The sequence below is a fragment of the Pseudomonas brassicacearum subsp. brassicacearum genome (genome assembly GCF_008801605.1).
In the GTDB taxonomy this organism is placed as follows: domain Bacteria; phylum Pseudomonadota; class Gammaproteobacteria; order Pseudomonadales; family Pseudomonadaceae; genus Aquipseudomonas; species Aquipseudomonas brassicacearum.
This window is the reverse complement of record NZ_VZPJ01000017.1, coordinates 96,853-115,865: the sequence shown is the minus strand read 5'-3', so window position 1 is coordinate 115,865 and position 19,013 is coordinate 96,853. Positions and strand designations below refer to the sequence as shown.

Annotated in this window: 19 protein-coding genes; 10 read left to right on the top strand and 9 right to left on the bottom strand. The window is 61.3% G+C overall.

The window, feature by feature from the left end:
* Window positions 1–147: 147 nt before the first annotated feature.
* The 4 genes from F7R20_RS27745 to F7R20_RS27730 are packed head-to-tail and all read right to left on the bottom strand — an operon-like array spanning window position 148 to window position 4,206.
* Window positions 148–1,188, bottom strand: a complete 1,041-nt coding sequence (locus tag F7R20_RS27745; protein ID WP_003198771.1) for an AbrB family transcriptional regulator — start codon at window positions 1,186–1,188, stop codon at window positions 148–150.
* Window positions 1,181–2,695, bottom strand: a complete 1,515-nt coding sequence (locus tag F7R20_RS27740; RefSeq protein WP_003198773.1) for a tripartite tricarboxylate transporter permease — start codon at window positions 2,693–2,695, stop codon at window positions 1,181–1,183. The genes F7R20_RS27745 and F7R20_RS27740 overlap by 8 nt, the downstream gene beginning before the upstream one ends.
* Window position 2,696: 1 nt before the next feature.
* Complete coding sequence (locus F7R20_RS27735) at window positions 2,697–3,158, bottom strand: tripartite tricarboxylate transporter TctB family protein (RefSeq protein WP_003198775.1); 462 nt, start codon at window positions 3,156–3,158, stop codon at window positions 2,697–2,699.
* A 55-nt stretch (window positions 3,159–3,213) separates the two neighbouring features.
* Window positions 3,214–4,206, bottom strand: a complete 993-nt coding sequence (locus tag F7R20_RS27730; protein WP_003198777.1) for a Bug family tripartite tricarboxylate transporter substrate binding protein — start codon at window positions 4,204–4,206, stop codon at window positions 3,214–3,216.
* A 427-nt stretch (window positions 4,207–4,633) separates the two neighbouring features.
* Between F7R20_RS27730 and F7R20_RS27725 the strand changes: the two genes are divergently transcribed.
* Together F7R20_RS27725 and F7R20_RS27720 are read left to right on the top strand one after the other, a co-directional pair.
* Entirely contained in the window at window positions 4,634–5,305 is a 672-nt protein-coding gene (locus F7R20_RS27725; protein WP_003198779.1) for a response regulator, read from the top strand.
* The gene (locus F7R20_RS27720; RefSeq protein ID WP_003198782.1) at window positions 5,298–6,689 is read left to right on the top strand and encodes a sensor histidine kinase; all 1,392 of its coding nucleotides are present in this window, start codon (window positions 5,298–5,300) and stop codon (window positions 6,687–6,689) included. Before F7R20_RS27725 ends, F7R20_RS27720 begins: the two co-directional genes overlap by 8 nt.
* Window positions 6,690–6,842: 153 nt before the next feature.
* Here F7R20_RS27720 and F7R20_RS27715 read toward each other — a convergent pair whose 3' ends face one another.
* Both F7R20_RS27715 and ygfZ read right to left on the bottom strand, forming a co-directional pair.
* Entirely contained in the window at window positions 6,843–7,664 is an 822-nt protein-coding gene (locus tag F7R20_RS27715; RefSeq protein WP_003198785.1) for an HDOD domain-containing protein, read from the bottom strand.
* Between the two features lie 35 nt (window positions 7,665–7,699).
* Window positions 7,700–8,641: a CAF17-like 4Fe-4S cluster assembly/insertion protein YgfZ gene (gene ygfZ / locus F7R20_RS27710; RefSeq protein WP_003198787.1), complete on the bottom strand. Its 942-nt coding sequence runs from the start codon at window positions 8,639–8,641 to the stop codon at window positions 7,700–7,702.
* A 149-nt stretch (window positions 8,642–8,790) separates the two neighbouring features.
* Between ygfZ and F7R20_RS27705 the strand changes: the two genes are divergently transcribed.
* Window positions 8,791–9,045, top strand: coding sequence for an FAD assembly factor SdhE (locus F7R20_RS27705; protein WP_003184348.1), 255 nt, complete (start codon window positions 8,791–8,793; stop codon window positions 9,043–9,045).
* Window positions 9,029–9,481, top strand: coding sequence for a protein YgfX (locus tag F7R20_RS27700; RefSeq protein ID WP_003198789.1), 453 nt, complete (start codon window positions 9,029–9,031; stop codon window positions 9,479–9,481). Before F7R20_RS27705 ends, F7R20_RS27700 begins: the two co-directional genes overlap by 17 nt.
* On the opposite strand, the gene nadB is transcribed toward F7R20_RS27700, so the two are convergent.
* Complete coding sequence (nadB, locus tag F7R20_RS27695; protein WP_003198791.1) at window positions 9,450–11,066, bottom strand: L-aspartate oxidase; 1,617 nt, start codon at window positions 11,064–11,066, stop codon at window positions 9,450–9,452. The genes F7R20_RS27700 and nadB overlap by 32 nt on opposite strands.
* Before the next feature lie 559 nt (window positions 11,067–11,625).
* Between nadB and rpoE the strand changes: the two genes are divergently transcribed.
* The 4 genes from rpoE (at window position 11,626) to F7R20_RS27675 (ending at window position 15,452) form a co-directional block, all read left to right on the top strand.
* Window positions 11,626–12,207: an RNA polymerase sigma factor RpoE gene (rpoE, locus tag F7R20_RS27690; protein WP_003172477.1), complete on the top strand. Its 582-nt coding sequence runs from the start codon at window positions 11,626–11,628 to the stop codon at window positions 12,205–12,207.
* Window positions 12,208–12,238: 31 nt separating this feature from the next.
* On the top strand, window positions 12,239–12,826 hold the full coding sequence (locus F7R20_RS27685; protein ID WP_003198793.1) for a sigma-E factor negative regulatory protein: 588 nt from the start codon (window positions 12,239–12,241) through the stop codon (window positions 12,824–12,826).
* Window positions 12,827–12,839: 13 nt separating this feature from the next.
* Window positions 12,840–13,787 (top strand): MucB/RseB C-terminal domain-containing protein, encoded by a 948-nt coding sequence (locus F7R20_RS27680; RefSeq protein WP_003198795.1) that lies wholly within the window; start codon window positions 12,840–12,842, stop codon window positions 13,785–13,787.
* A 234-nt stretch (window positions 13,788–14,021) separates the two neighbouring features.
* On the top strand, window positions 14,022–15,452 hold the full coding sequence (locus F7R20_RS27675) for a DegQ family serine endoprotease (RefSeq protein WP_003198797.1): 1,431 nt from the start codon (window positions 14,022–14,024) through the stop codon (window positions 15,450–15,452).
* A gap of 62 nt (window positions 15,453–15,514) precedes the next feature.
* On the opposite strand, the gene F7R20_RS27670 is transcribed toward F7R20_RS27675, so the two are convergent.
* Window positions 15,515–16,948: a M48 family metalloprotease gene (locus tag F7R20_RS27670; RefSeq protein ID WP_003198799.1), complete on the bottom strand. Its 1,434-nt coding sequence runs from the start codon at window positions 16,946–16,948 to the stop codon at window positions 15,515–15,517.
* Between the two features lie 98 nt (window positions 16,949–17,046).
* On the opposite strand from F7R20_RS27670, the gene F7R20_RS27665 reads away from it, so the two are divergent.
* Together F7R20_RS27665 and F7R20_RS27660 are read left to right on the top strand one after the other, a co-directional pair.
* Window positions 17,047–17,286: a sulfurtransferase TusA family protein gene (locus F7R20_RS27665; RefSeq protein ID WP_003198801.1), complete on the top strand. Its 240-nt coding sequence runs from the start codon at window positions 17,047–17,049 to the stop codon at window positions 17,284–17,286.
* A 29-nt stretch (window positions 17,287–17,315) separates the two neighbouring features.
* Window positions 17,316–18,386 (top strand): AI-2E family transporter, encoded by a 1,071-nt coding sequence (locus tag F7R20_RS27660; protein WP_003198803.1) that lies wholly within the window; start codon window positions 17,316–17,318, stop codon window positions 18,384–18,386.
* A 144-nt stretch (window positions 18,387–18,530) separates the two neighbouring features.
* Here F7R20_RS27660 and F7R20_RS27655 read toward each other — a convergent pair whose 3' ends face one another.
* A complete protein-coding gene (locus F7R20_RS27655; protein ID WP_003198804.1) occupies window positions 18,531–19,004 on the bottom strand; it encodes a peroxiredoxin in 474 nt (157 codons plus the stop codon).
* Between the last annotated feature and the right edge of the window lie 9 nt (window positions 19,005–19,013).

The following is a 19,013-nucleotide window of genomic DNA, read 5'->3' as shown; positions in this document are numbered from 1 at the left end:
TCCTTATTGGCGCTTTGGGTAGAAAGGGCGGGACGAGAAGTCTCCCACGGTCCGTACTGGCTAGAGTCGGAATCGAGCTTTTAGTCCCGCCCACCCCTTCAAGTCTAAACATACAAGCGAGCTTGCTCGCGATGGGGGCAACTCGGTCTACAAGTCCGAAGCCGGCTTGCGCATCCAATACCTGAACAACGGCTCCGCCAGAAACAGCACGAACAACAACCGCATCACCTGCAACGCCGTCACCAATGGCACCGACAGTTGCAACGTCTCGGCCGTCAGGCTCATTTCCGCGATACCTCCGGGCATCATGCCCAGGGTCAGTGAACGCAGGTCCAGCTGGGTCAGGGTGCTCAGGCCCAACGCCGCGAGAGTGGCGATCAGCATCGTCAACACCGTGCCGATCAGGGTACGCCCCATGAACGACGGCGCCCGACGAAAGAACTGCCGGTTGAAATGACAACCCAATCCGCTGCCGATCAACCACTGGCCGACCTGGCTGGCGCCATTGGGCAGGCCGATGTGCAGGTCCCAACCGACGCTCACCGCCGCACTCACCAGCAATGGTCCGAACAACCAGGGATTGGGTTGGCGCAAGCGCTCCCAGACCCAGGCGAGCAGGGCGCCCGCCGGGAACAGCACCGCCAGCCACAGCCAGTCCACCGTCGTGGCGTGTTGCACCGGTGGGCCTTCACCCAACAGGTACTTGAAGGCCGCCGGCACGCACAGCACCACCACCAGCACTCGCAGGCTCTGGCCCGCCGCAACACGACTGAGGTCCGCGCCGTTGCGGGCGCCGAGGTTGACCATTTCGCCGGAACCGCCCGGCATGCTCGAGAAGAATGCGGTGGCGCGGTCCTCGCCGGTGCGACGCATCAGCCAGACACTCACCACGCTGGACACGCTGGTGATCAGCGCGCCGAAGAAGATCAGGCCGAAGTGGCTCAGGACCTGCTCCATCACCACCGGAGTGAAGTGCAGGCCGATACCGATGCCCACCACCCATTGGCCGCATTTACGGCCGCCGGGGATTTCCATCAGTTGCCACGGCGTAAGACAGCGCACCAGGATGATCGCCAGCAACGAGCCGACCATCCAGGGCAAAGGCCAGCCGATCAGGCTGGCCAGGTAACCGCCGGCCAGGCCGACCAGCGGTGTTCCCCACCATTGTCTGAATATCGCCTCAGACATTGGCCAGGGCGCGACGTTGTGCGGCGCGGCGACGCCAGATCCGCACCAGTGGCATGAACAGCATGATCGCCGTCAGCACCCAGCAGCCGAAGGTGATCGGGCTCGACCAGAGGATTTCCAGCGCACCGTTGGAAATCGACAGCGCGCGCCGCAGGTTCTGCTCCATCAGGCCACCGAGGATGAAGCCCAGCAGCACCGGCGACAGCGGGAAGTCCAGCTTGCGCAGGATATAGCCGAAGATACCGATACCGATCATCAGGAACAGGTCGAACGTGGTGGCATGCACCGCATAGACACCGATGCCGGTGATGATTGCGATGACCGGCACCAGCGCCCAGTTCGGCACGGCCAGGATGCGGGTGAAGATGCGGATCATCGGGATGTTGAGGATCACCAGCATGACGTTGGCGACGAACAACGACGCGATCAGGCCCCAGACGATGTCCGGTTGTTGCTGGAACAGCAGCGGGCCAGGGGTGATGTTGTACAGCGACAACGCACCGATCATCACCGCAGTGGTGCCCGAGCCGGGAACGCCGAGGGTCAGCATCGGTACCAACGCACCGCAGGCCGCGCCGCCAATGGCGGTTTCCGGGGCGGCGAGGCCGCGCTTGTCACCCTGACCGAACGTGCCACCAGCGCCGGCAATGCGTTTTTCAGTCATGTAGGCCACGGCACTGGCCAGGGTCGCACCAGCACCCGGCAGCACGCCCATGATGAAACCAAGTACGCCGCAGCGCAGGTTCACGGTGAAGACCGACGCGGCTTCCTTGAAGTTGAACATCATCCGCCCGGTAGCTTTCACTGCCTCCTGGCCGCGATGGGTTTTTTCCAGCAGCAACAGGATTTCGCTGATGGAGAACAGGCCCAGCACCAGCACGACGAACTGGATGCCGTCGGTCAGGTGGATGTTGTCACCGGTGAAGCGGTACACGCCGCTGTTGGCATCGATCCCGACACTGGACAGGAACAGGCCGATCAGCGCCGCGATGAAGGTCTTGAGCGGTCGGTCGCCGGCCATGCCGCCGAGGCAGACAATGGCAAACACCATCAGGACGAAATATTCCGCCGGCCCGAAGGCAATCGCCCATTTGGCCAGCAAGGGTGCGAACAACACCATGCCGCAGGTGGCGATGAACGCGCCGATGAACGAACTCCACGCCGACAGCGACAACGCCACGCCGGCCAGGCCTTGGCGGGCCATCGGGTAGCCGTCGAGGGTGGTCATCACGGTGGAGGCTTCACCCGGGATGTTGAGCAGGATCGAGCTGATACGTCCGCCATATTCGCAACCCAGGTACACCGCGGCCAGCAGGATCAGCGCCGATTCCGGCGGCAGCCCCAGGGCAAAGGCAATCGGGATCAGTAGCGCCACGCCGTTGATCGGGCCCAGGCCCGGCAGCAGGCCGACCACGGTGCCGATCAGGGTGCCGGTCAGTGCCGTGACGAGGTTGTAGGGGGTCAGTGCAACGCCAAAACCCTGGCCGAGATAATTCAGGGTATCCATATCAATTCTCCAGGACGTCGAGCAGGCCCAGGGGCAGCGGCACGTCCATCAGCTTGTCGAACAACAGATAAAGACCGATGGCCATCAGGCTGATGATCACCACGCTCGGCACCCAGCGACCGCCGTAAAGGCGCGCCATCGGCACGCCGATCAGGATGCTGGCAAGGATGAAGCCCAAGGGTTCGAAGGTCCCGGCGAAGACCAGCAGCAGCACCACGCAGATACCGATTTTCTGCAAGGTTTCGCGGTCCAGGTGCGGGTCTTCGTCGCTGTGCACGATGGGCGTAGGGCGAAACAGCATGTACAGCAATGCCAGCCCCATCAGCCCGAGCATCAGCAAGGGAAAGGCGCGGGGGCCGACCGGTTCGTAGGAAAAGGCGGCTTGATAGGGCCAAGCCATCAGCGCCAGGCCGATACAGACCAGTAGCAGCACCGCGGCAAAAATACGTTGGATGGTGAGCATGACTAACTCCTGGGCGGCGCCGACAGTGCCAGCGCCGCCGCGAGAACAGAGACGGTTACTGGATCAGGCCGAACTCTTTGGCCAGCACCTTGTAATCAGCCACTTGTTTCTTCACATAGGCGTCCAGTTCCGGGCCGGTCATGGCGAACGGGAACAGCTCGCGCTGGTCGCGCAACTTGGCGAACTCTTCGGAAGCCAGCAGTTTGTCGAACGCGTCTTTCCACCAGGCGTAGTCTTCATCGCTGACCTTTGGCCCGAGGTAGAAGCCACGGACCACTGGCCAGAGGATGTCGTAGCCTTGTTCGCGAGCGGTCGGGATGTCTTTCATTTCCGGCTCGTCCAGGCGTTTATCGGAGAACACCGCCAACAGACGCATGTCACCACTCTGGATGTGCGGCATGGAGTCGGAAATGTCCGTACTGCCGACCTGAATATGACCGCCGAGCAGGGCAGTGGCGATTTCACCGCCGCCTTCGAGTGCCACGTAGCGCAGTTTGCGCGGGTCGATACCGGCAGCCTTGGCGATCAGGGCGGTTTGCATCCAGTCCTGGCTGCCGACGGTGCCGCCGGAGCCGATCACCACCGAGCCTGGATCTTTCTTCAGGGCCTGTACCAGATCGTCGAGGTTCTTGTAGGGCGAATCGCTCTTCACTGCGATGGCGCCGTAGCTGGTACCAACGGCCGCTAGCCAGCGCACGGCGTTTTCATCGAAACGACCGAACTTGCCTTGCGCCAGGTTCAACAGCGAACCGCTGGACCAGGCCACCAGCGTACCGGCGTCGGCCGGACGCTGGGCGACCACTGCGTTGTAGGCCACCGCGCCGACACCGCCGGGCATGTAGGTCACCCGCATGGGCTTGGTCAGCAGTTTCTGGTTGACCAGCGCGCTTTGCGCCAGTTTGCACGTCAGGTCGAAACCGCCGCCCGGTGCCGCCGGGGCGATGCATTCGGGGCGCTTGGGCTCTTTGGATGGATCAGCGGCGAGCAACTGCCCGGCAAACATCAGGCATCCGGCGGCCAGGGCTACTTTACGCAGTGATAGGTTCATTGTTGTCTCCACAGGATTGTTGTTATGTGTGGTGAAAATGTGTCGTTGACGGATTCCGTCCAGGTCATCGCTGACGGGGTGCGCAGGTCGTTACCGGGATTGAATACAGGGCGACACCGCCCAGGGCGGTCTGGTTGAAGCGAGAAGGGCGAGCAGGCGCTGGGGCCTGGAGCTGCATGGACAGCATGGTGAATACTCCGCTTTTATTCTTCTTATTTAGGACGAAAACGCTTCGTGGCATTTTTCGATTCGCGATCGGGCGTCGCGGCGGTCAGTCGAAACTATCCGTAAAGGGACTCTAACGGCCCAACCTTTCGCTAACCTTTCAAAAGCTTTCAGCGTGTTTTTTGCCTTCACAGTGGCGGATGCGGCTGTAAACTCCGCGCCAAAGAATGGCGTCGGCCATCCCTGAATCGAGGAATAACCCATGCGTGTCCTGCTCGTAGAAGACCATCTGCAGCTCGCCGAAAGCGTTGCCCAGGCGCTCAAGAGCACCGGTTTGACCGTGGACGTGTTGCACGACGGCGTCGCGGCTGACCTGGCCTTGAGCAGCGAGGAATACGCGGTGGCGGTCCTGGATGTCGGGCTGCCGCGCATGGACGGTTTCGAGGTGTTGGCGCGTCTGCGGGCCCGTGGCAAGACCTTGCCGGTGCTGATGCTGACCGCTCGCAGCGACGTCAAGGACCGCGTCCATGGCCTGAACCTCGGCGCCGACGATTACCTGGCCAAGCCATTCGAGCTCACTGAGTTGGAGGCCCGGGTCAAGGCGCTGTTGCGCCGTAGCGTGCTGGGTGGCGAACGCCAGCAGCGCTGTGGCGGGCTGGTCTATGACCTGGACACCCGCCGCTTTACCCTCGACGATGAACTGTTGACCCTGACGTCCCGCGAGCAAGCCGTGCTGGAGGCGTTGATCGCCCGGCCGGGGCGGGTGATGAGCAAGGAGCAACTGGCGGCCCAAGTGTTCGGCCTGGACGAAGAGGCCAGCCCCGACGCCATCGAAATCTACGTCCATCGCTTGCGCAAGAAGCTCGATGGTCATGCGGTGGCGATCGTAACGTTCCGCGGCCTGGGCTACCTGCTGGAAAATCGCAATGCATAAGCCCGACAGTCTGCGCTGGCGGCTGCTTCGCAACCTCGCACTGCTGCTGGTGGTATTGATGCTCGCCAGCGGCTTGAGCGCCTACTGGAACGGTCGCGAGGCTGCCGACACCGCCTACGATCGGACCCTGCTGGCCTCGGCCCGGACCATCGCCGCGGGCCTTTCGGCGCGTGACGGCAGCCTCAGCGCGGATGTGCCCTACGTGGCCCTGGATACTTTCGCCTACGACAGCGCCGGACGCATTTATTATCAGGTCAATGACATCGACAAGAAGCTGATTTCCGGCTACGAAAACCTCCCCGGCCCGCCGCCCGGCACGCCGCGCACGGACGATTATCCAGCCCTGGCGCGCTTTTACAACGCTCGCTATCAGGGGCAGAACGTGCGGGTGGTCAGCCTGCTCAAGGCCGTGAGCGAGCCGAACATGAACGGCATGGCGGAAATTCGTGTAGCGGAGACTGAAGAGGCGCGGGTCAGCATGGCCCGTGGGCTGATGGCCGACACGCTGTTGCGCCTGGGCATGCTGGCCGTGGGCGCGCTGCTGTTGGTGTGGTTTGCGGTCAGCGCGGCGTTGCGCCCGCTGGAGCGCTTGCGCACGGCGGTGGAGGAGCGCCAGCCGGACGATCTGCGGCCGTTGCCGTTGGTGGAAGTGCAGCACGAATTATGGCCGCTGGTGCGGGCCCTCAACCATTTCACCGAGCGCCTGCGGGGGCAATTCGAGCGTCAGGCGCAGTTCATCGCCGACGCCGCCCATGAGCTGCGCACGCCCTTGGCCGCGCTCAAGGCGCGTCTTGAGCTGGGCTTGCGTGCCAGTGAACCGGCGACCTGGCGTGAAACCCTGGAAACGGCGGCCCAGGGCACTGACCGGCTAACCCATCTGGCTAACCAACTGCTGTCCTTGGCGCGTGTGGAAAACGGCGCCCGGGCCATTGCCGAGGGCGGCGCGCAGTTGCTTGATCTCAGTCAGTTGGCCCGTGAGTTGGGCATGGCCATGGCCCCGCTGGCCCATGCCCGAGGGGTGGCGCTGGCCCTGGAAGCCGACGAACCGGTATGGCTGCGGGGCGAGCCGACCTTGTTGAACGAGTTGTTGAGCAACCTGGTGGACAACGCCCTGGCCCATACCCCGTCGGGTGGCAATGTAATCCTGCGGGTTTCTGCGCCGGCCGTGCTGGAGGTCGAGGACGATGGCCCCGGCATTCCGCTGCACGAGCGGGACCGGGTGTTCGAGCGCTTCTATCGACGCAACCAGCAAGTGGCGGGTTCGGGGCTGGGATTGGCGATCGTCGGCGAAATCTGCCGTGCGCACCTGGCGCAGATCACCTTGCACGACGGGCAGGAGCGCGGGTTGAAGGTGCGGGTGAGTTTTATCCCAGGCGCAGACTGATCCTGTGGGAGCAAGGCTTGCCCGCGATGATGGCGACACGGTCTTTATATAAAACGAGGCGCCTGTTTCGCGAGCAAGCTTTGCTCCCACAAATCCTGTTGCCACAGGTCACAGATTCAGGCTTGACTACGCGTTCGTAGGTGTCCGACCTGCTTAATAGAACATCGACCGCGCTTCTTCGATATCCGCACACCGTGCCTTGTTCTCCGGGTCGATGCCCAGTTTCTTGAAGGCGGGAACCCCGAACACGTCAACCTTGCTCAGGGGATGGTCGGTGTCCTTGTAGCAATACAGCGCTGCGACCTGCACCAGGTCGACATAATCGATTTGCTTGGAGTCCCGGGTGAAATCCAGATACAGCCCCGGCAGTTTCACCAACCGCTCCGGAAACTCCCAGACGCTGAGTAGTTTGTCCCCCAGCACCGGGTGAATCGTTTCGATGACGTGGTTGAGGCTGACCGGGTCCGACAGCAATTCATTGTTGTCTTGCGCATACGTCAGGATCGGCAGCACGCCGATCTGGTGCACCAGCCCACCCAGCGCGGCCTGGTCGGGCTTGAGTTGGGTGTAACCGCGACACAGCGCATAGCTGACGCCGGCGATCTCCAGGCTCTTGCGCCAGACTTCGCGCATCTTCAGCTCCACCACTTCGGAGCGGGCGTGGAAAATCTGCTCCATGACCAGGCCGATGGCCAGGTTGCTGCTGTAGTTGACGCCCAATCGAGTGATGGCCGTGTGCAGGTCAGTGACTTCCTGGGTGGCGCGCAGCAGTGGGCTGTTGACCACCTTTATCAGGCGTGCCGAGAGAGCCGTATCGCGGCCGATCACTTTGCTCAGGTTGCTGACGCTGATTTCCGGGTCTTCGGCGGCCCGGCGAATCTGCAGGGCCACTTCCGGTAATGTTGGCAGAACCAAGTCATCGTTATCGATGGCTTGCACCAAATCCCGTTGGACCTTATCCGCCAAATCGCTCATTTCGGTTCTCTAGGGTATTGCGGCAAATGCTGCGATCAGCGCTGGATTTCGCGGTCGCGATCCAGTTCGTAAGGCAGGTCCAACAATTGAAGGCGTGGGCCTTCCAGGCTACCGAGGTGCAAATTGTCGTCTTCTGCTGCTTCGGCCTGCAATACCGCAAGCAGTTCAATATTCCCCTCGCCGCGGGCGGCAATCACCACTTCGCCGATGGAGCTGCCATGCGTGGGGGAGAACAGCGCGGTGCCAGGCTCTGGCAGTTCGCTGGCGTCCAACTGCAGGCGGTACAGGCGTCGCTTGAGCTTGCCCAGGTATTGCATGCGGGCGACGATTTCCTGGCCGGTGTAGCAGCCTTTCTTGAAACTGACGCCGCCGATGGCTTGCAGGTTGAGCATCTGTGGGATGAACAGCTCGCGGGTGGCCGGCATGACCTGGCCGATTCCGGCGCGGACCTGGCCCAACAGCCAGGGGTTCAGATCCGCTTCGGCCAGTTCTGTGCCCAGGCGGGTTCGCAGCGTTTGCGCTTGTTCGGCGGGCGCCCACAGTTCAGCGCGACCGGGAGATACGCGGATGGCGATCAAGGCTTCATGGCGAGCCACGCTGTCGGTGTCGTCCGGTAGTTCGAGGCCCAGGCCGGCCAGCGCCTTGTCGGCGTTTTCCAGGCCGAAGCGAACCCAGGCCGAGCTTTCGTCGGTGAGCTTGGATTTGGAGAACACGGCATATTTTTTCAGGTCGGCCAGTTGCGGTTCTAGCAGTTCGGCGGCCATGGCCATCAACACGCCGTCGCTTTCGAGCAGGATGCGGAAGCTCGATTGCATCCGGCCTTTCTGGGTGCAGCGGGCGCCGAGGCTGGCCCGGCTGTCACTCAGGTAGTCGAGGTTGCAGGTCAATTGGCCTTGCAGGAATTTGCCGGCATCCACGCCGCGGACCGCAAGGACGCCTTCGTGGGACAGGGTGCAGAAAAAAGCGGAATCAGCCATGGGTCATCGCAGGGTAAAAGGTCTGGTAGACATCATAAGGGGGCGCCCTTGAAATGGGTAGTTCACAAAGGATCGATGGTGCCCTGCCAAAGCTGTCTGTTCCGCTGCGGCGGGGCCTGTATACTTGCGCTCTATTTGAGGAGTGCTCCATGGTGGAAGATGTTGAACTGAATCGCCTCTACTGGCACAGCCGCCGCGGCATGCTTGAGCTGGACGTGTTGCTGGTGCCATTCGTCAAAGAGGTTTATCCCCATCTCAATGAAGTGGACCGCGCGTGTTATGTCCGCCTGCTCGAATGCGAGGATCAGGACATGTTCGGCTGGTTCATGGAGCGCAGCGAATCCGAAGACCCTGAGTTGCAGCGCATGGTCCGGATGATTCTGGACCGTGTCCAACCCAAGTAATCGCTTCGAATGCCGCTGGCAGGCCTCCGGGCAACTGCTGGCGGCCTATCTGCTGGCCCAGGTGTTCGCCCTGGGGTCGTTGTTCCTGTTGTCCGTCCCATCCTGGTTCGCGGCGCTTGGCGTCGTATTGTGCCTGGCCCATGGCGCCTGGGTGATCCCCCGACATTTATTGCTGACTCATCGCCGGGCCATTTCCCGGTTGCGTCGTAATGCCGCTGGCTGGCAACTCTGGAGTCGGGCCGACGGGTGGCGGGCTGTGCAGCTGCGCCCCGATAGCCTGGCGCTGCCGATGATCGTCGTGCTGCGCTTTCGCGTGCAGGGTGAACGGCGGGTCCGCTCGCTGTGTGTGCCGCGCGACGCGCTGGCGCCGGATATCCATCGGCGCCTGCGGGTACAGCTCAGGTTCAGTCGGCGTAGGTGGGCGGCACCAGGATAGTGTCCAGTGCCTCGGGCAGCAGGTTCGGGTAGTCCAGCGTGTAATGCAGCCCCCGGCTTTCCTTGCGCTCCATGGCCGAGCGAATCATCAGTTCGGCCACCTGGGCCAGGTTGCGCAACTCGATCAGGTCGCGGCTGACTTTGTAGTTGCTGTAGAACTCGTCGATTTCATCCAGCAGCAAGCGCACCCGATGTTGTGCCCGTTGCAGGCGCTTGTTGGTGCGCACGATGCCCACGTAGTCCCACATGAATCGCCGCAGTTCGTCCCAGTTGTGCGCGATGATCACGTCTTCGTCCGAATCGGTGACCTGGCTGGCGTCCCACGAGGGCAGGGCGGCAGGAACGGCAATCTGCGGCAATTGCGCCAGGATGTCTGCCGCCGCCGAGCGGGCGTAGACGAAGCATTCCAGCAGCGAGTTGCTGGCCATGCGGTTGGCGCCGTGCAGGCCGGTGAAGCTGGTTTCGCCAATGGCGTACAGGCCAGGCACGTCGGTACGGCCCTGTTGGTCGACCATCACACCGCCGCAGGTGTAATGCGCCGCCGGCACCACCGGGATCGGCTGCTTGGTGATGTCGATGGAAAACTCCAGGCAGCGTTCGTACACCGTCGGGAAGTGACTCTTGATGAACGCTTCGGGCTTGTGGCTGATGTCCAGGTAAACGCAATCGATACCCAGGCGCTTCATTTCGTGGTCGATGGCCCGGGCGACGATGTCGCGCGGTGCCAGTTCGGCGCGCGGATCGAAGCGCTGCATGAAGCGTTCGCCGTTGGGCAGCTTCAGGTGGGCACCTTCGCCACGCAAGGCTTCGGTGATCAGGAAACTCTTGGCCAGCGGGTGATAGAGGCAGGTGGGGTGGAACTGGTTGAACTCCAGGTTCGCCACCCGGCAACCCGAACGCCAGGCCATGGCGATGCCATCGCCGCAGGCGCCGTCGGGGTTGCTGGTATACAGATAGACTTTCGCTGCGCCGCCGGACGCCAGGATGACGAAACGCGCGCCGTAGGTGTCGACTTCACCGGTGCCGCGATTGAGCACGTAGGCACCGAGGCAGCGATCACCGTCCAGGCCCAGGCGTTTTTCGGTGATCAGGTCGACCGCGACGCGCTGTTCCAGCAGTTCGATGTTCGGCCGCAGTCGCGCCTGGGCGAGCAGGGTCTTGAAGATCGCGGCACCAGTGGCGTCGGCCGCATGGATGATGCGCCGATGGCTGTGACCGCCTTCGCGCGTCAGGTGGAACTCGAAACCGCCGTCTTCGGTGCCCGATTGTTCGTCACGGGTAAACGGTACACCCTGATCGATCAGCCACTGGATGGCTTCCCTGCTGTGTTCCACGGTGAAACGCACCGCTTTTGGATTGCAAAGGCCACCGCCGGCGTTGAGGGTGTCCTCGACATGGGATTCAATGGTGTCGGTATCGTCCAGCACGGCTGCGACACCGCCCTGGGCCCAGAAGGTAGAACCGTTGGCCAGGTCGCCCTTGCTCAGTACTGCAATGCGCAAATGCGCAGGCAAAGTCAGTGCAAGGCTCAATCCGGCGGCTCCGCTGCCGATTACCAGAACATCGTGTTGAAACTGTTGGCTCATTCGAATGGTTTCCGCTCAAGGCGACCCGGGTCGGGGTTGGCGCAAGACACCGCTTCAACGGGTCATGCAGCCACGCAGCCCACTAGTATATAGAGGGGGGGATCGGCACAATAGCCGGGCATTCATGGCAATGTGAAACCAGCGTGACAGAAAAGCGACACGCTTCGTCGGATCGCCGTTTTTGGTACAACGTCGATAAGGCCGCCGTTTCGAGGACAGAACGCTGTTTATCTCGTCACGGTTGCCTGATATTCAGTGTACAGCGCTATAAATAGTGGGAACTTTTGCCAAGCGCCTACGTTCAATAGACGGTTGTCTGCAAAAGGGAGCAGCGTCGGGTTGGTGCAAGATTTCGATTGGAGTCTCTGCCGTCAGGCCCGGTGACAGATTATTCGCGCAGCCGGGGAATCTCCTGCTGCGTTTTTCGTGCGTGCCGAGATCAGAGCGCGCCGGAAACTTGCTTGGAAGGGGGAGAACTTTTGCGAAAAGCCCGAGTCTATGTTTGCAAGCCCGGTCAATTAGTAATGCAAGCCTCCTTCGAGCTTATCGAGGAGTGTTCATGCTAACCCAGGAAGAGGATCAGCAGCTGGTCGAGCGCGTCCAACGCGGCGACAAGCGAGCTTTCGATCTGCTAGTGCTTAAATACCAGCACAAAATTCTCGGGTTGATCGTGCGTTTCGTGCACGACACCCATGAAGCGCAGGATGTCGCTCAGGAAGCCTTCATCAAGGCCTACCGCGCACTTGGAAATTTTCGCGGGGACAGCGCGTTTTATACGTGGCTTTACCGCATCGCCATCAACACGGCGAAAAACTATCTGGTTTCACGCGGCCGTCGGCCGCCGGATAGCGATGTAAGTTCTGAAGATGCCGAGTTCTATGATGGCGATCATGGCCTCAAGGATCTCGAATCACCGGAACGTGCGTTGCTGCGGGATGAGATTGAAGGCACCGTCCATCGAACCATCCAGCAACTGCCCGAAGATTTGCGTACGGCTTTAACTTTACGTGAGTTCGACGGTCTGAGTTACGAAGACATTGCGAGCGTCATGCAATGTCCTGTAGGCACCGTGCGCTCCCGGATCTTCCGCGCCCGGGAGGCCATTGATAAAGCCCTGCAACCTTTGTTGCAGGAAAACTAGAGACAGCGGCGACAGCCAAGAGAGGAACGCCATGAGTCGTGAAGCCCTGCAGGAATCGCTGTCCGCAGTGATGGATAACGAAGCGGACGAACTGGAATTGCGTCGGGTATTGAATGCCTTCGACGATGTTGAAACCCGTGAGACCTGGGCTCGTTACCAGATCGCCCGGGCCGTGATGCACAAGGACTTGTTGCTTCCACGCCTGGACATCGCTGCGGCCGTTTCCGCTGCATTGGCTGACGAAGCCGTACCGGCAAAAGCTTCTCGCGGACCATGGCGCAGCCTGGGTCGCCTGGCAGTAGCCGCTTCGGTCACCGTGGCCGTACTGGCCGGTGTGCGCCTGTACAACCAGGATGAGATTGCTGGCGTGCAGATGGCGCAGCAGTCCAACCAGCCAGGCCTGAGCGCTCCACAGGTCAAGGGTCCAGCGGTACTGGCCGGCTACAGCGAAGGCTCGGAAACCGCAGGCCCAATGGTCAATGGTGTTCTGCAAGGCCAACCTGGCTGGCATGATCAGCGTCTGCCCAACTACCTGCGTCAGCATGCTCAGCAAGCTGCCCTGAAAGGTACTGAAAGCGCGCTGCCTTACGCCCGTGCAGCCAGCATGGAAAACCGTTAATTAAGGAAAACCATTGCGCGCCATACCTCTATTCATGCTTCTGCTTGGTGGCTGGTGTGCGATTCCAGCCCATGCCGATGAGGCTCAGGATTGGTTGAACCGCCTGAGTCAAGCCGAGCAGCAGCAGAGCTTCCAGGGCACTTTCGTTTACGAGCGCAACGGTAGTTTTTCTACCCATAACATCTGGCATCGCGTCCAGGATGGCAAAGTCCGCGAGCGGTTACTCCAGCTTGACGGCTCGGCACAGGAAGTCCTGCGCATTGATGGGCATACTCAATGCGTCAGTGGCTCCTTGATCGCAGGGCTGGGCAATACGCCTGACGGCACCTCACGTACGCTCGATCCGCAAAAACTGAAGAATTGGTATGACCTGGCCGTCATTGGCAAGTCGCGCGTGGCCGGGCGTCAAGCGGTCATTGTGGCGTTGACGCCCAAGGACCAGCATCGCTATGGCTTCGAGCTGCACCTGGACAAAGAGACCGGCTTGCCGCTCAAGTCCCTGTTGCTCAACGACAAGGGCCAGTTGCTCGAACGTTTCCAGTTCACCCGCTTGAATGTCGCCGCGCCGACAGACGGTGATCTGCAAGCCAGCGCCGAATGCAAGGCTGTCGCGCAGGATCCCGCCAAGGTCGTCGCGGTGAAAGCCGCCTGGCACTCGGACTGGCTTCCGCCTGGTTTCGAACTGTCCAGCAGTGTCGTGCGCAAGGACCCGGACACCCAGGTCCAGGTCAACAGCTTGATGTACGACGATGGCCTGGCGCGCTTCTCGGTGTTCCTGGAGCCGCTGAACGGTGCCAACGCCACCGATACCCGTACTCAGCTCGGCCCGACGGCTGCCGTCTCCCGCAGGCTCACGACGCCCCAGGGCGAAATGATGGTCACGGTGGTCGGCGAGATTCCTATAGGCACGGCGGAACGGATTGCGCTTTCCATGCGCTCCGACGTCACGGCGACTCAATAACCTGCTGGCTGCATGGGTGGTTCGATTGCGCGAGAGGCTGATGATGCCAGGGCTTGATCGAAATGCCGAAACTTCCTGTCAGTATTTTCATTTGCAAAAACTCAGCTTTTTTTCTATAGGTCAGAGCCGCTCGGCCCTGGCCTTGTCTGTTTCCGGAACAAAAATACCGGCGTATCTTTTCCTGGTATGCCTTGTTCCATATCGCTTAACCATGCTCGTCGTAACGGGAGCCGTATGTCGATACCACGCTTGAAAACCTATTTTTCTATCCTTGCCACCGTGCTTGTGCTCGGCCAGGCCGTTCCTGCCGTGGCGGTCGAGTTGCCCGACTTTACGCAATTGGTCGAGCAGGCTTCGCCCGCTGTAGTGAACATCAGCACGACCCAGAAGCTGCCGGATCGCCGCGTCTCGGACCAGCAGATGCCGGACCTGGAAGGTTTGCCGCCGATGCTGCGTGAGTTCTTCGAGCGTGGCATGCCGCAACAACCCCGTTCGCCCGGTGGCGGTCGCCAGCGCGAAGCGCAATCCCTGGGTTCGGGCTTCATCATTTCGCCTGATGGCTACATCCTGACCAACAACCATGTGATCGCCGATGCCGACGAAATCCTGGTACGCCTGGCCGATCGCAGCGAGCTCAAGGCCAAGCTGATCGGCACCGATCCACGTTCCGACGTGGCGCTGTTGAAAATCGAAGGCAAGGACCTGCCCGTGCTCAAGCTGGGCAAATCCCAGGACCTGAAAGCCGGCCAATGGGTCGTGGCCATCGGTTCGCCGTTCGGCTTCGACCACACCGTGACCCAGGGTATTGTCAGCGCCATCGGTCGCAGCCTGCCGAACGAAAACTACGTGCCGTTCATCCAGACCGACGTGCCGATCAACCCGGGTAACTCCGGTGGCCCGCTGTTCAACCTCGCGGGTGAAGTCGTCGGCATCAACTCCCAGATCTATACCCGTTCGGGCGGCTTCATGGGCGTGTCCTTCGCGATTCCGATCGACGTTGCCATGGACGTGTCCAACCAACTTAAAAGCGAAGGCAAGGTCAGCCGTGGCTGGTTGGGCGTGGTCATCCAGGAAGTGAACAAGGACCTGGCCGAGTCGTTCGGGCTGGAAAAACCGGCCGGTGCGCTGGTGGCGCAGATCCAGGAAGGTGGCCCGGCTGCCAAGGGCGGCCTGCAAGTGGGGGACGTGATCCTGAGCATGAATGGTCAGCCGATCGTTATGTCCGCCGACCTGCCGCACTTGGTGGGTGCCCTCAAGGCTGGTGCCAAGGCCAATCTGGAAGTGATTCGTGAGGGCAAGCGCAAGAACGTCGAATTGACCGTCGGCGCCATTCCTGAAGAAGGCAAGGAGTTGGATTCGCTGCCCAAGTCTGGCGTCGAGCGCAGCAGCAACCGTCTGGGCGTGGCTGTGGCCGAGCTGACCGAAGAGCAGAAGCGCACCCTGGAGCTTCAGGGCGGTGTGGTGATCAAGGAGGTGCAGGATGGTCCTGCCGCCCTGATCGGCCTTCAGCCGGGCGATATCATTACGCACCTGAACAACCAGGCCATCGGTTCCGCCAAGGAGTTCACCGACATCGCCAAGGCGTTGCCGAAGAATCGTTCGGTCTCGATGCGGGTCCTGCGCCAGGGACGTGCAAGCTTCATCACCTTCAAGCTGGCCGAATGACCGGTTAGCGGCTGAAAAAAAACCGCCTCGATAGAGGCGGTTTTTTATTGCCTGGCAAATACTCAGCCCATCATGTCCTTGACCATGCGTTCCTGCTCCATGAGTTCCCGCTGCCGGGCGTCGATGCGCGACGACAGGGGGAAATTGGTGCCGGCGCGCCGTTTGGCGAAGTCCAGCTGCTGAATGGCCTGACGGTAGTCGCCCACCAGTGCGAAGTACTCGGCACGAGCCTGATGCAGGCCGATGATGTTGCCCGACAGCCCGCGGGTCTCGGCCACCATGTACCAGACGTCCGGATCGTCCGGGCGGGTCTTGAGCAGGTTCTCCAGGGCCTTCTCGGCATCGGCGGGGCGGTTCTGCTTGAGCAGCAGGTCGACGCGTACCTGGTTGAGCGGATAGTTGCCCGGGTATTGGCTCAGCATCCGGTCGACGCGCGATTGAGCGTCGGCCAGTTTGTTGCTGGTGATGTCCAGGTCCACCTGGGCGAGGTTATAGATGATCTCGTTGGGCGATTTGGCCAGCAACGGCTTGAGGTTCTCCCGTGCTTCATTCAACTGGCCACCCTTGATCTGCGCGATCGCCAGGCCGTAGCGCGCCACGTCGTTCTTCGGATTCTCATCCAGCTGTGCCCGGAAACGCTTGGCGCCCAGGCCCGGGGTTTCTTCATAGATCAACTGGACCCGTGCGCGGATCAGTTGATAGCGCACACTGTCCTCGATACCGCCCGGCTTGGCCTGTTCGGCGCGGTTGCGGGTGTCGGCGATCCGGGATTCGGTCACCGGGTGAGTCAGCAGGAATTCCGGGGGCTTGGCGTCGAACCGGTATTGGCGCATCAGGCGTTCGAACATGGTCGGCATGGACCGCGGGTCGTAGCCGGCCTTTTCCAGGTTCTGGATGCCGATGCGGTCGGCTTCCTGTTCGTTCTGGCGCGAGAAACGCCGTTGTTCCTGGATGGCCGCGGCCTGGGTCCCGGCGATGGCCGCGATCCCGGCGTCACCGCCACCGGCGGCGGCAATCACGATGCCGGCCAGCAACGCGGCCATCATTGGCACTTGCATGCGCTGCTGGGCTTCGACGCCGCGGGCGAAGTGGCGTTGTGACAAGTGCGCCAGTTCGTGGGCCATGACCGAGGCGTATTCGCCTTCGGTCTGTGCATTGAGGAACAGGCCGCCGTTGACCCCGACGATTCCGCCAGGTGCGGCGAAGGCGTTGAGCTGCGGGCTGTTGATCAGGATGAACTCCAGGCGTCGGTCATTGACCTGGCTGGTTTCCACCAGTTTATAGACGCTGGATTCGACGTAGTCCTTGAGCTGTGGGTCGTTGAGCTGTGAAACCTGGCTGCGCAGCAGGGCCAGCCAGGCGCGGCCCAGTTGGTGCTCCTGTTCTGGCGAGACGATGGCAGAACTGGCGTCGCCAAGTGACGGCAGGTCGTCGGCGAAGCCCGGTGAGGCAAGCAGGCAAGCGAGCGTCAGCAGGGTGGGGCGCAGAAATGTCATGCACGAAGCCTTAGTCGACAAAGACCTTACTGTAGCCGGACACCGGGCCCGGGACCAGATATTCTAGGCCGCTCAACGATCTGCCGCGGAGTGAACCCATGACTGATGCTGTAGCCCACGATGCCGAACTGGACGCCAGCGGCCTGAACTGTCCGTTGCCGCTGCTCAAGGCCAAGCTGGAACTCAATCGCCTGGCCAGCGGCAGTGTGCTCAAGGTGATCGCCACGGATGCGGGTTCCCAGCGCGATTTCCGCACCTTCGCCCGATTGGCCGGTCATACGCTGCTGCATGAAGAAGACGATAACGGCGTCTACCGTTACTGGCTGAAAAAGGCCTGAAAACCGACAGCGTCTCTTAAGGATTTTTAATGTTCAAAGTGTTACGCGACTGGATCCAGCGCTACTTCTCCGATGAAGAGGCTGTGGTCCTGGCAGTGCTGCTATTCCTGGCCTTTACCGCCGTGCTCACCCTGGGCGGCATGCTGGCGCCGGTGCTGGCGGGGATGGTGCTGGCGTACCTGATGCAAGGCTTGGTCACGACCCTGGAACGCTTGCGGTTGCCGGGTGCGGTGGCGGTGGGCTTGGTGTTCGCCCTGTTCATGGGCTTGTTGTTGGTGTTCATAATCGTGATCGTGCCGCTGCTCTGGCACCAATTGGTGACACTCTTCAACGAGTTGCCGGGGATGCTTGCCAAATGGCAGTCCGTGCTGTTGCTGTTGCCCGAGCGTTATCCGCACCTGGTGTCCGACGAGCAGGTGTTGCAAGCCATTGAAGTCGTGCGCGGCCAGATCGGCAAGTTCGGCCAGTGGGCGCTGACGTTTTCGCTGTCCAGCCTGCCGCTTTTGGTCAACATCATGATCTACCTGGTGCTGGTGCCGATCCTGGTGTTTTTCTTCCTCAAGGACCGGGAAATGATCGGCCGTTGGGTCCGTGGCTACCTGCCTCGTGAGCGGGCGCTGATTACCCGGGTGGCCCAGGAGATGAATCGGCAGATCGCCAACTACATTCGCGGCAAAGTCATCGAGATTTTCATCTGCGGTGGCGTGACCTACATCGGCTTCGTCGCCCTGGGGCTCAATTACGCCGCGTTGCTGGCACTACTGGTGGGCATCTCAGTGGTGGTGCCTTATGTCGGCACCGTGGTGGTGACCGTGCCGGTGGCCTTGATTGCGCTGTTCCAGTGGGGTTGGAGCGATCAGTTCATCTATCTGATGGCGGTCTACGGGATCATCCAGACGCTGGACGGCAACGTGCTGGTCCCGCTGCTGTTCTCCGAGGCGGTGAACCTGCATCCGGTGGCGATCATCTGTGCGGTGCTGCTGTTTGGTGGGCTGTGGGGGTTCTGGGGGGTGTTCTTCGCGATTCCCCTGGCGACGCTGTTCAAGGCGGTGCTGGATGCGTGGCCGAGCAAGGAGCCGATTGTGGCGCCATTGTTGTAGTTTGAGTAATAGGGTGAGGCTTATGGCCCCATCGTCGGAACGCCGCCCGGAGCAAGCTCGCTCCCACATTGGATTGAGGGTGTTAATCAAATCCCTGTGGGAGCGAGCTTGCTCGCGAAGGGGCCAGGACAGGCAGTGAAAGATTCAGGCCTTGTTGAGTGCCTGAGCCGCCGCCAACACCGCATCCACATGCCCCGGCACCTTCACGCCACGCCATTCCTGGCGCAGCACGCCGTTCTTGTCGATCAGGAATGTACTGCGATCAACGCCCAGGTATTCCTTGCCATAGAGCTTTTTCAGCTTGATCACGTCGAACAGCTGGCAGACGGCCTCGTCCTTGTCACTGATCAGCTCGAACGGGAACTCCTGTTTGCACTTGAAGTTCTCGTGGGACTTGAGGCTGTCCCGGGAGACGCCGAACACTTCGGTGTTGGCGGCCTGGAACTGCGCATACTGGTCCCGAAAACCCTGGCCTTCGGTGGTGCAGCCCGGGGTGCTGTCCTTGGGGTAGAAGTAGATCACCACCTGCTTGCCCTTGAGGGCGGCGAGGCTGACGGTCTGCCCGCTGGTGGCGGGTGCCTGGAAATCGGTAACCGGCTGGTCGACTGCAACGGCCATGAACGCTTC

Excerpts from the sequence above, each read along its gene's own strand:
- F7R20_RS27745 (WP_003198771.1), bottom strand. The coding sequence starts at position 1,188 with ATGTCTGAGGCGATATTCAGACAATGGTGGGGAACACCGCTGGTCGGC.
- F7R20_RS27740 (WP_003198773.1), bottom strand. The coding sequence starts at position 2,695 with ATGGATACCCTGAATTATCTCGGCCAGGGTTTTGGCGTTGCACTGACC.
- F7R20_RS27735 (WP_003198775.1), bottom strand. The coding sequence starts at position 3,158 with ATGCTCACCATCCAACGTATTTTTGCCGCGGTGCTGCTACTGGTCTGT.
- F7R20_RS27730 (WP_003198777.1), bottom strand. The coding sequence starts at position 4,206 with ATGAACCTATCACTGCGTAAAGTAGCCCTGGCCGCCGGATGCCTGATG.
- F7R20_RS27725 (WP_003198779.1), top strand. The coding sequence starts at position 4,634 with ATGCGTGTCCTGCTCGTAGAAGACCATCTGCAGCTCGCCGAAAGCGTT.
- F7R20_RS27720 (WP_003198782.1), top strand. The coding sequence starts at position 5,298 with ATGCATAAGCCCGACAGTCTGCGCTGGCGGCTGCTTCGCAACCTCGCA.
- F7R20_RS27715 (WP_003198785.1), bottom strand. The coding sequence starts at position 7,664 with ATGAGCGATTTGGCGGATAAGGTCCAACGGGATTTGGTGCAAGCCATC.
- ygfZ (WP_003198787.1), bottom strand. The coding sequence starts at position 8,641 with ATGGCTGATTCCGCTTTTTTCTGCACCCTGTCCCACGAAGGCGTCCTT.
- F7R20_RS27705 (WP_003184348.1), top strand. The coding sequence starts at position 8,791 with ATGGTGGAAGATGTTGAACTGAATCGCCTCTACTGGCACAGCCGCCGC.
- nadB (WP_003198791.1), bottom strand. The coding sequence starts at position 11,066 with ATGAGCCAACAGTTTCAACACGATGTTCTGGTAATCGGCAGCGGAGCC.
- rpoE (WP_003172477.1), top strand. The coding sequence starts at position 11,626 with ATGCTAACCCAGGAAGAGGATCAGCAGCTGGTCGAGCGCGTCCAACGC.
- F7R20_RS27685 (WP_003198793.1), top strand. The coding sequence starts at position 12,239 with ATGAGTCGTGAAGCCCTGCAGGAATCGCTGTCCGCAGTGATGGATAAC.
- F7R20_RS27675 (WP_003198797.1), top strand. The coding sequence starts at position 14,022 with ATGTCGATACCACGCTTGAAAACCTATTTTTCTATCCTTGCCACCGTG.
- F7R20_RS27670 (WP_003198799.1), bottom strand. The coding sequence starts at position 16,948 with ATGACATTTCTGCGCCCCACCCTGCTGACGCTCGCTTGCCTGCTTGCC.
- F7R20_RS27665 (WP_003198801.1), top strand. The coding sequence starts at position 17,047 with ATGACTGATGCTGTAGCCCACGATGCCGAACTGGACGCCAGCGGCCTG.
- F7R20_RS27660 (WP_003198803.1), top strand. The coding sequence starts at position 17,316 with ATGTTCAAAGTGTTACGCGACTGGATCCAGCGCTACTTCTCCGATGAA.
- F7R20_RS27655 (WP_003198804.1), bottom strand. The coding sequence starts at position 19,004 with ATGGCCGTTGCAGTCGACCAGCCGGTTACCGATTTCCAGGCACCCGCC.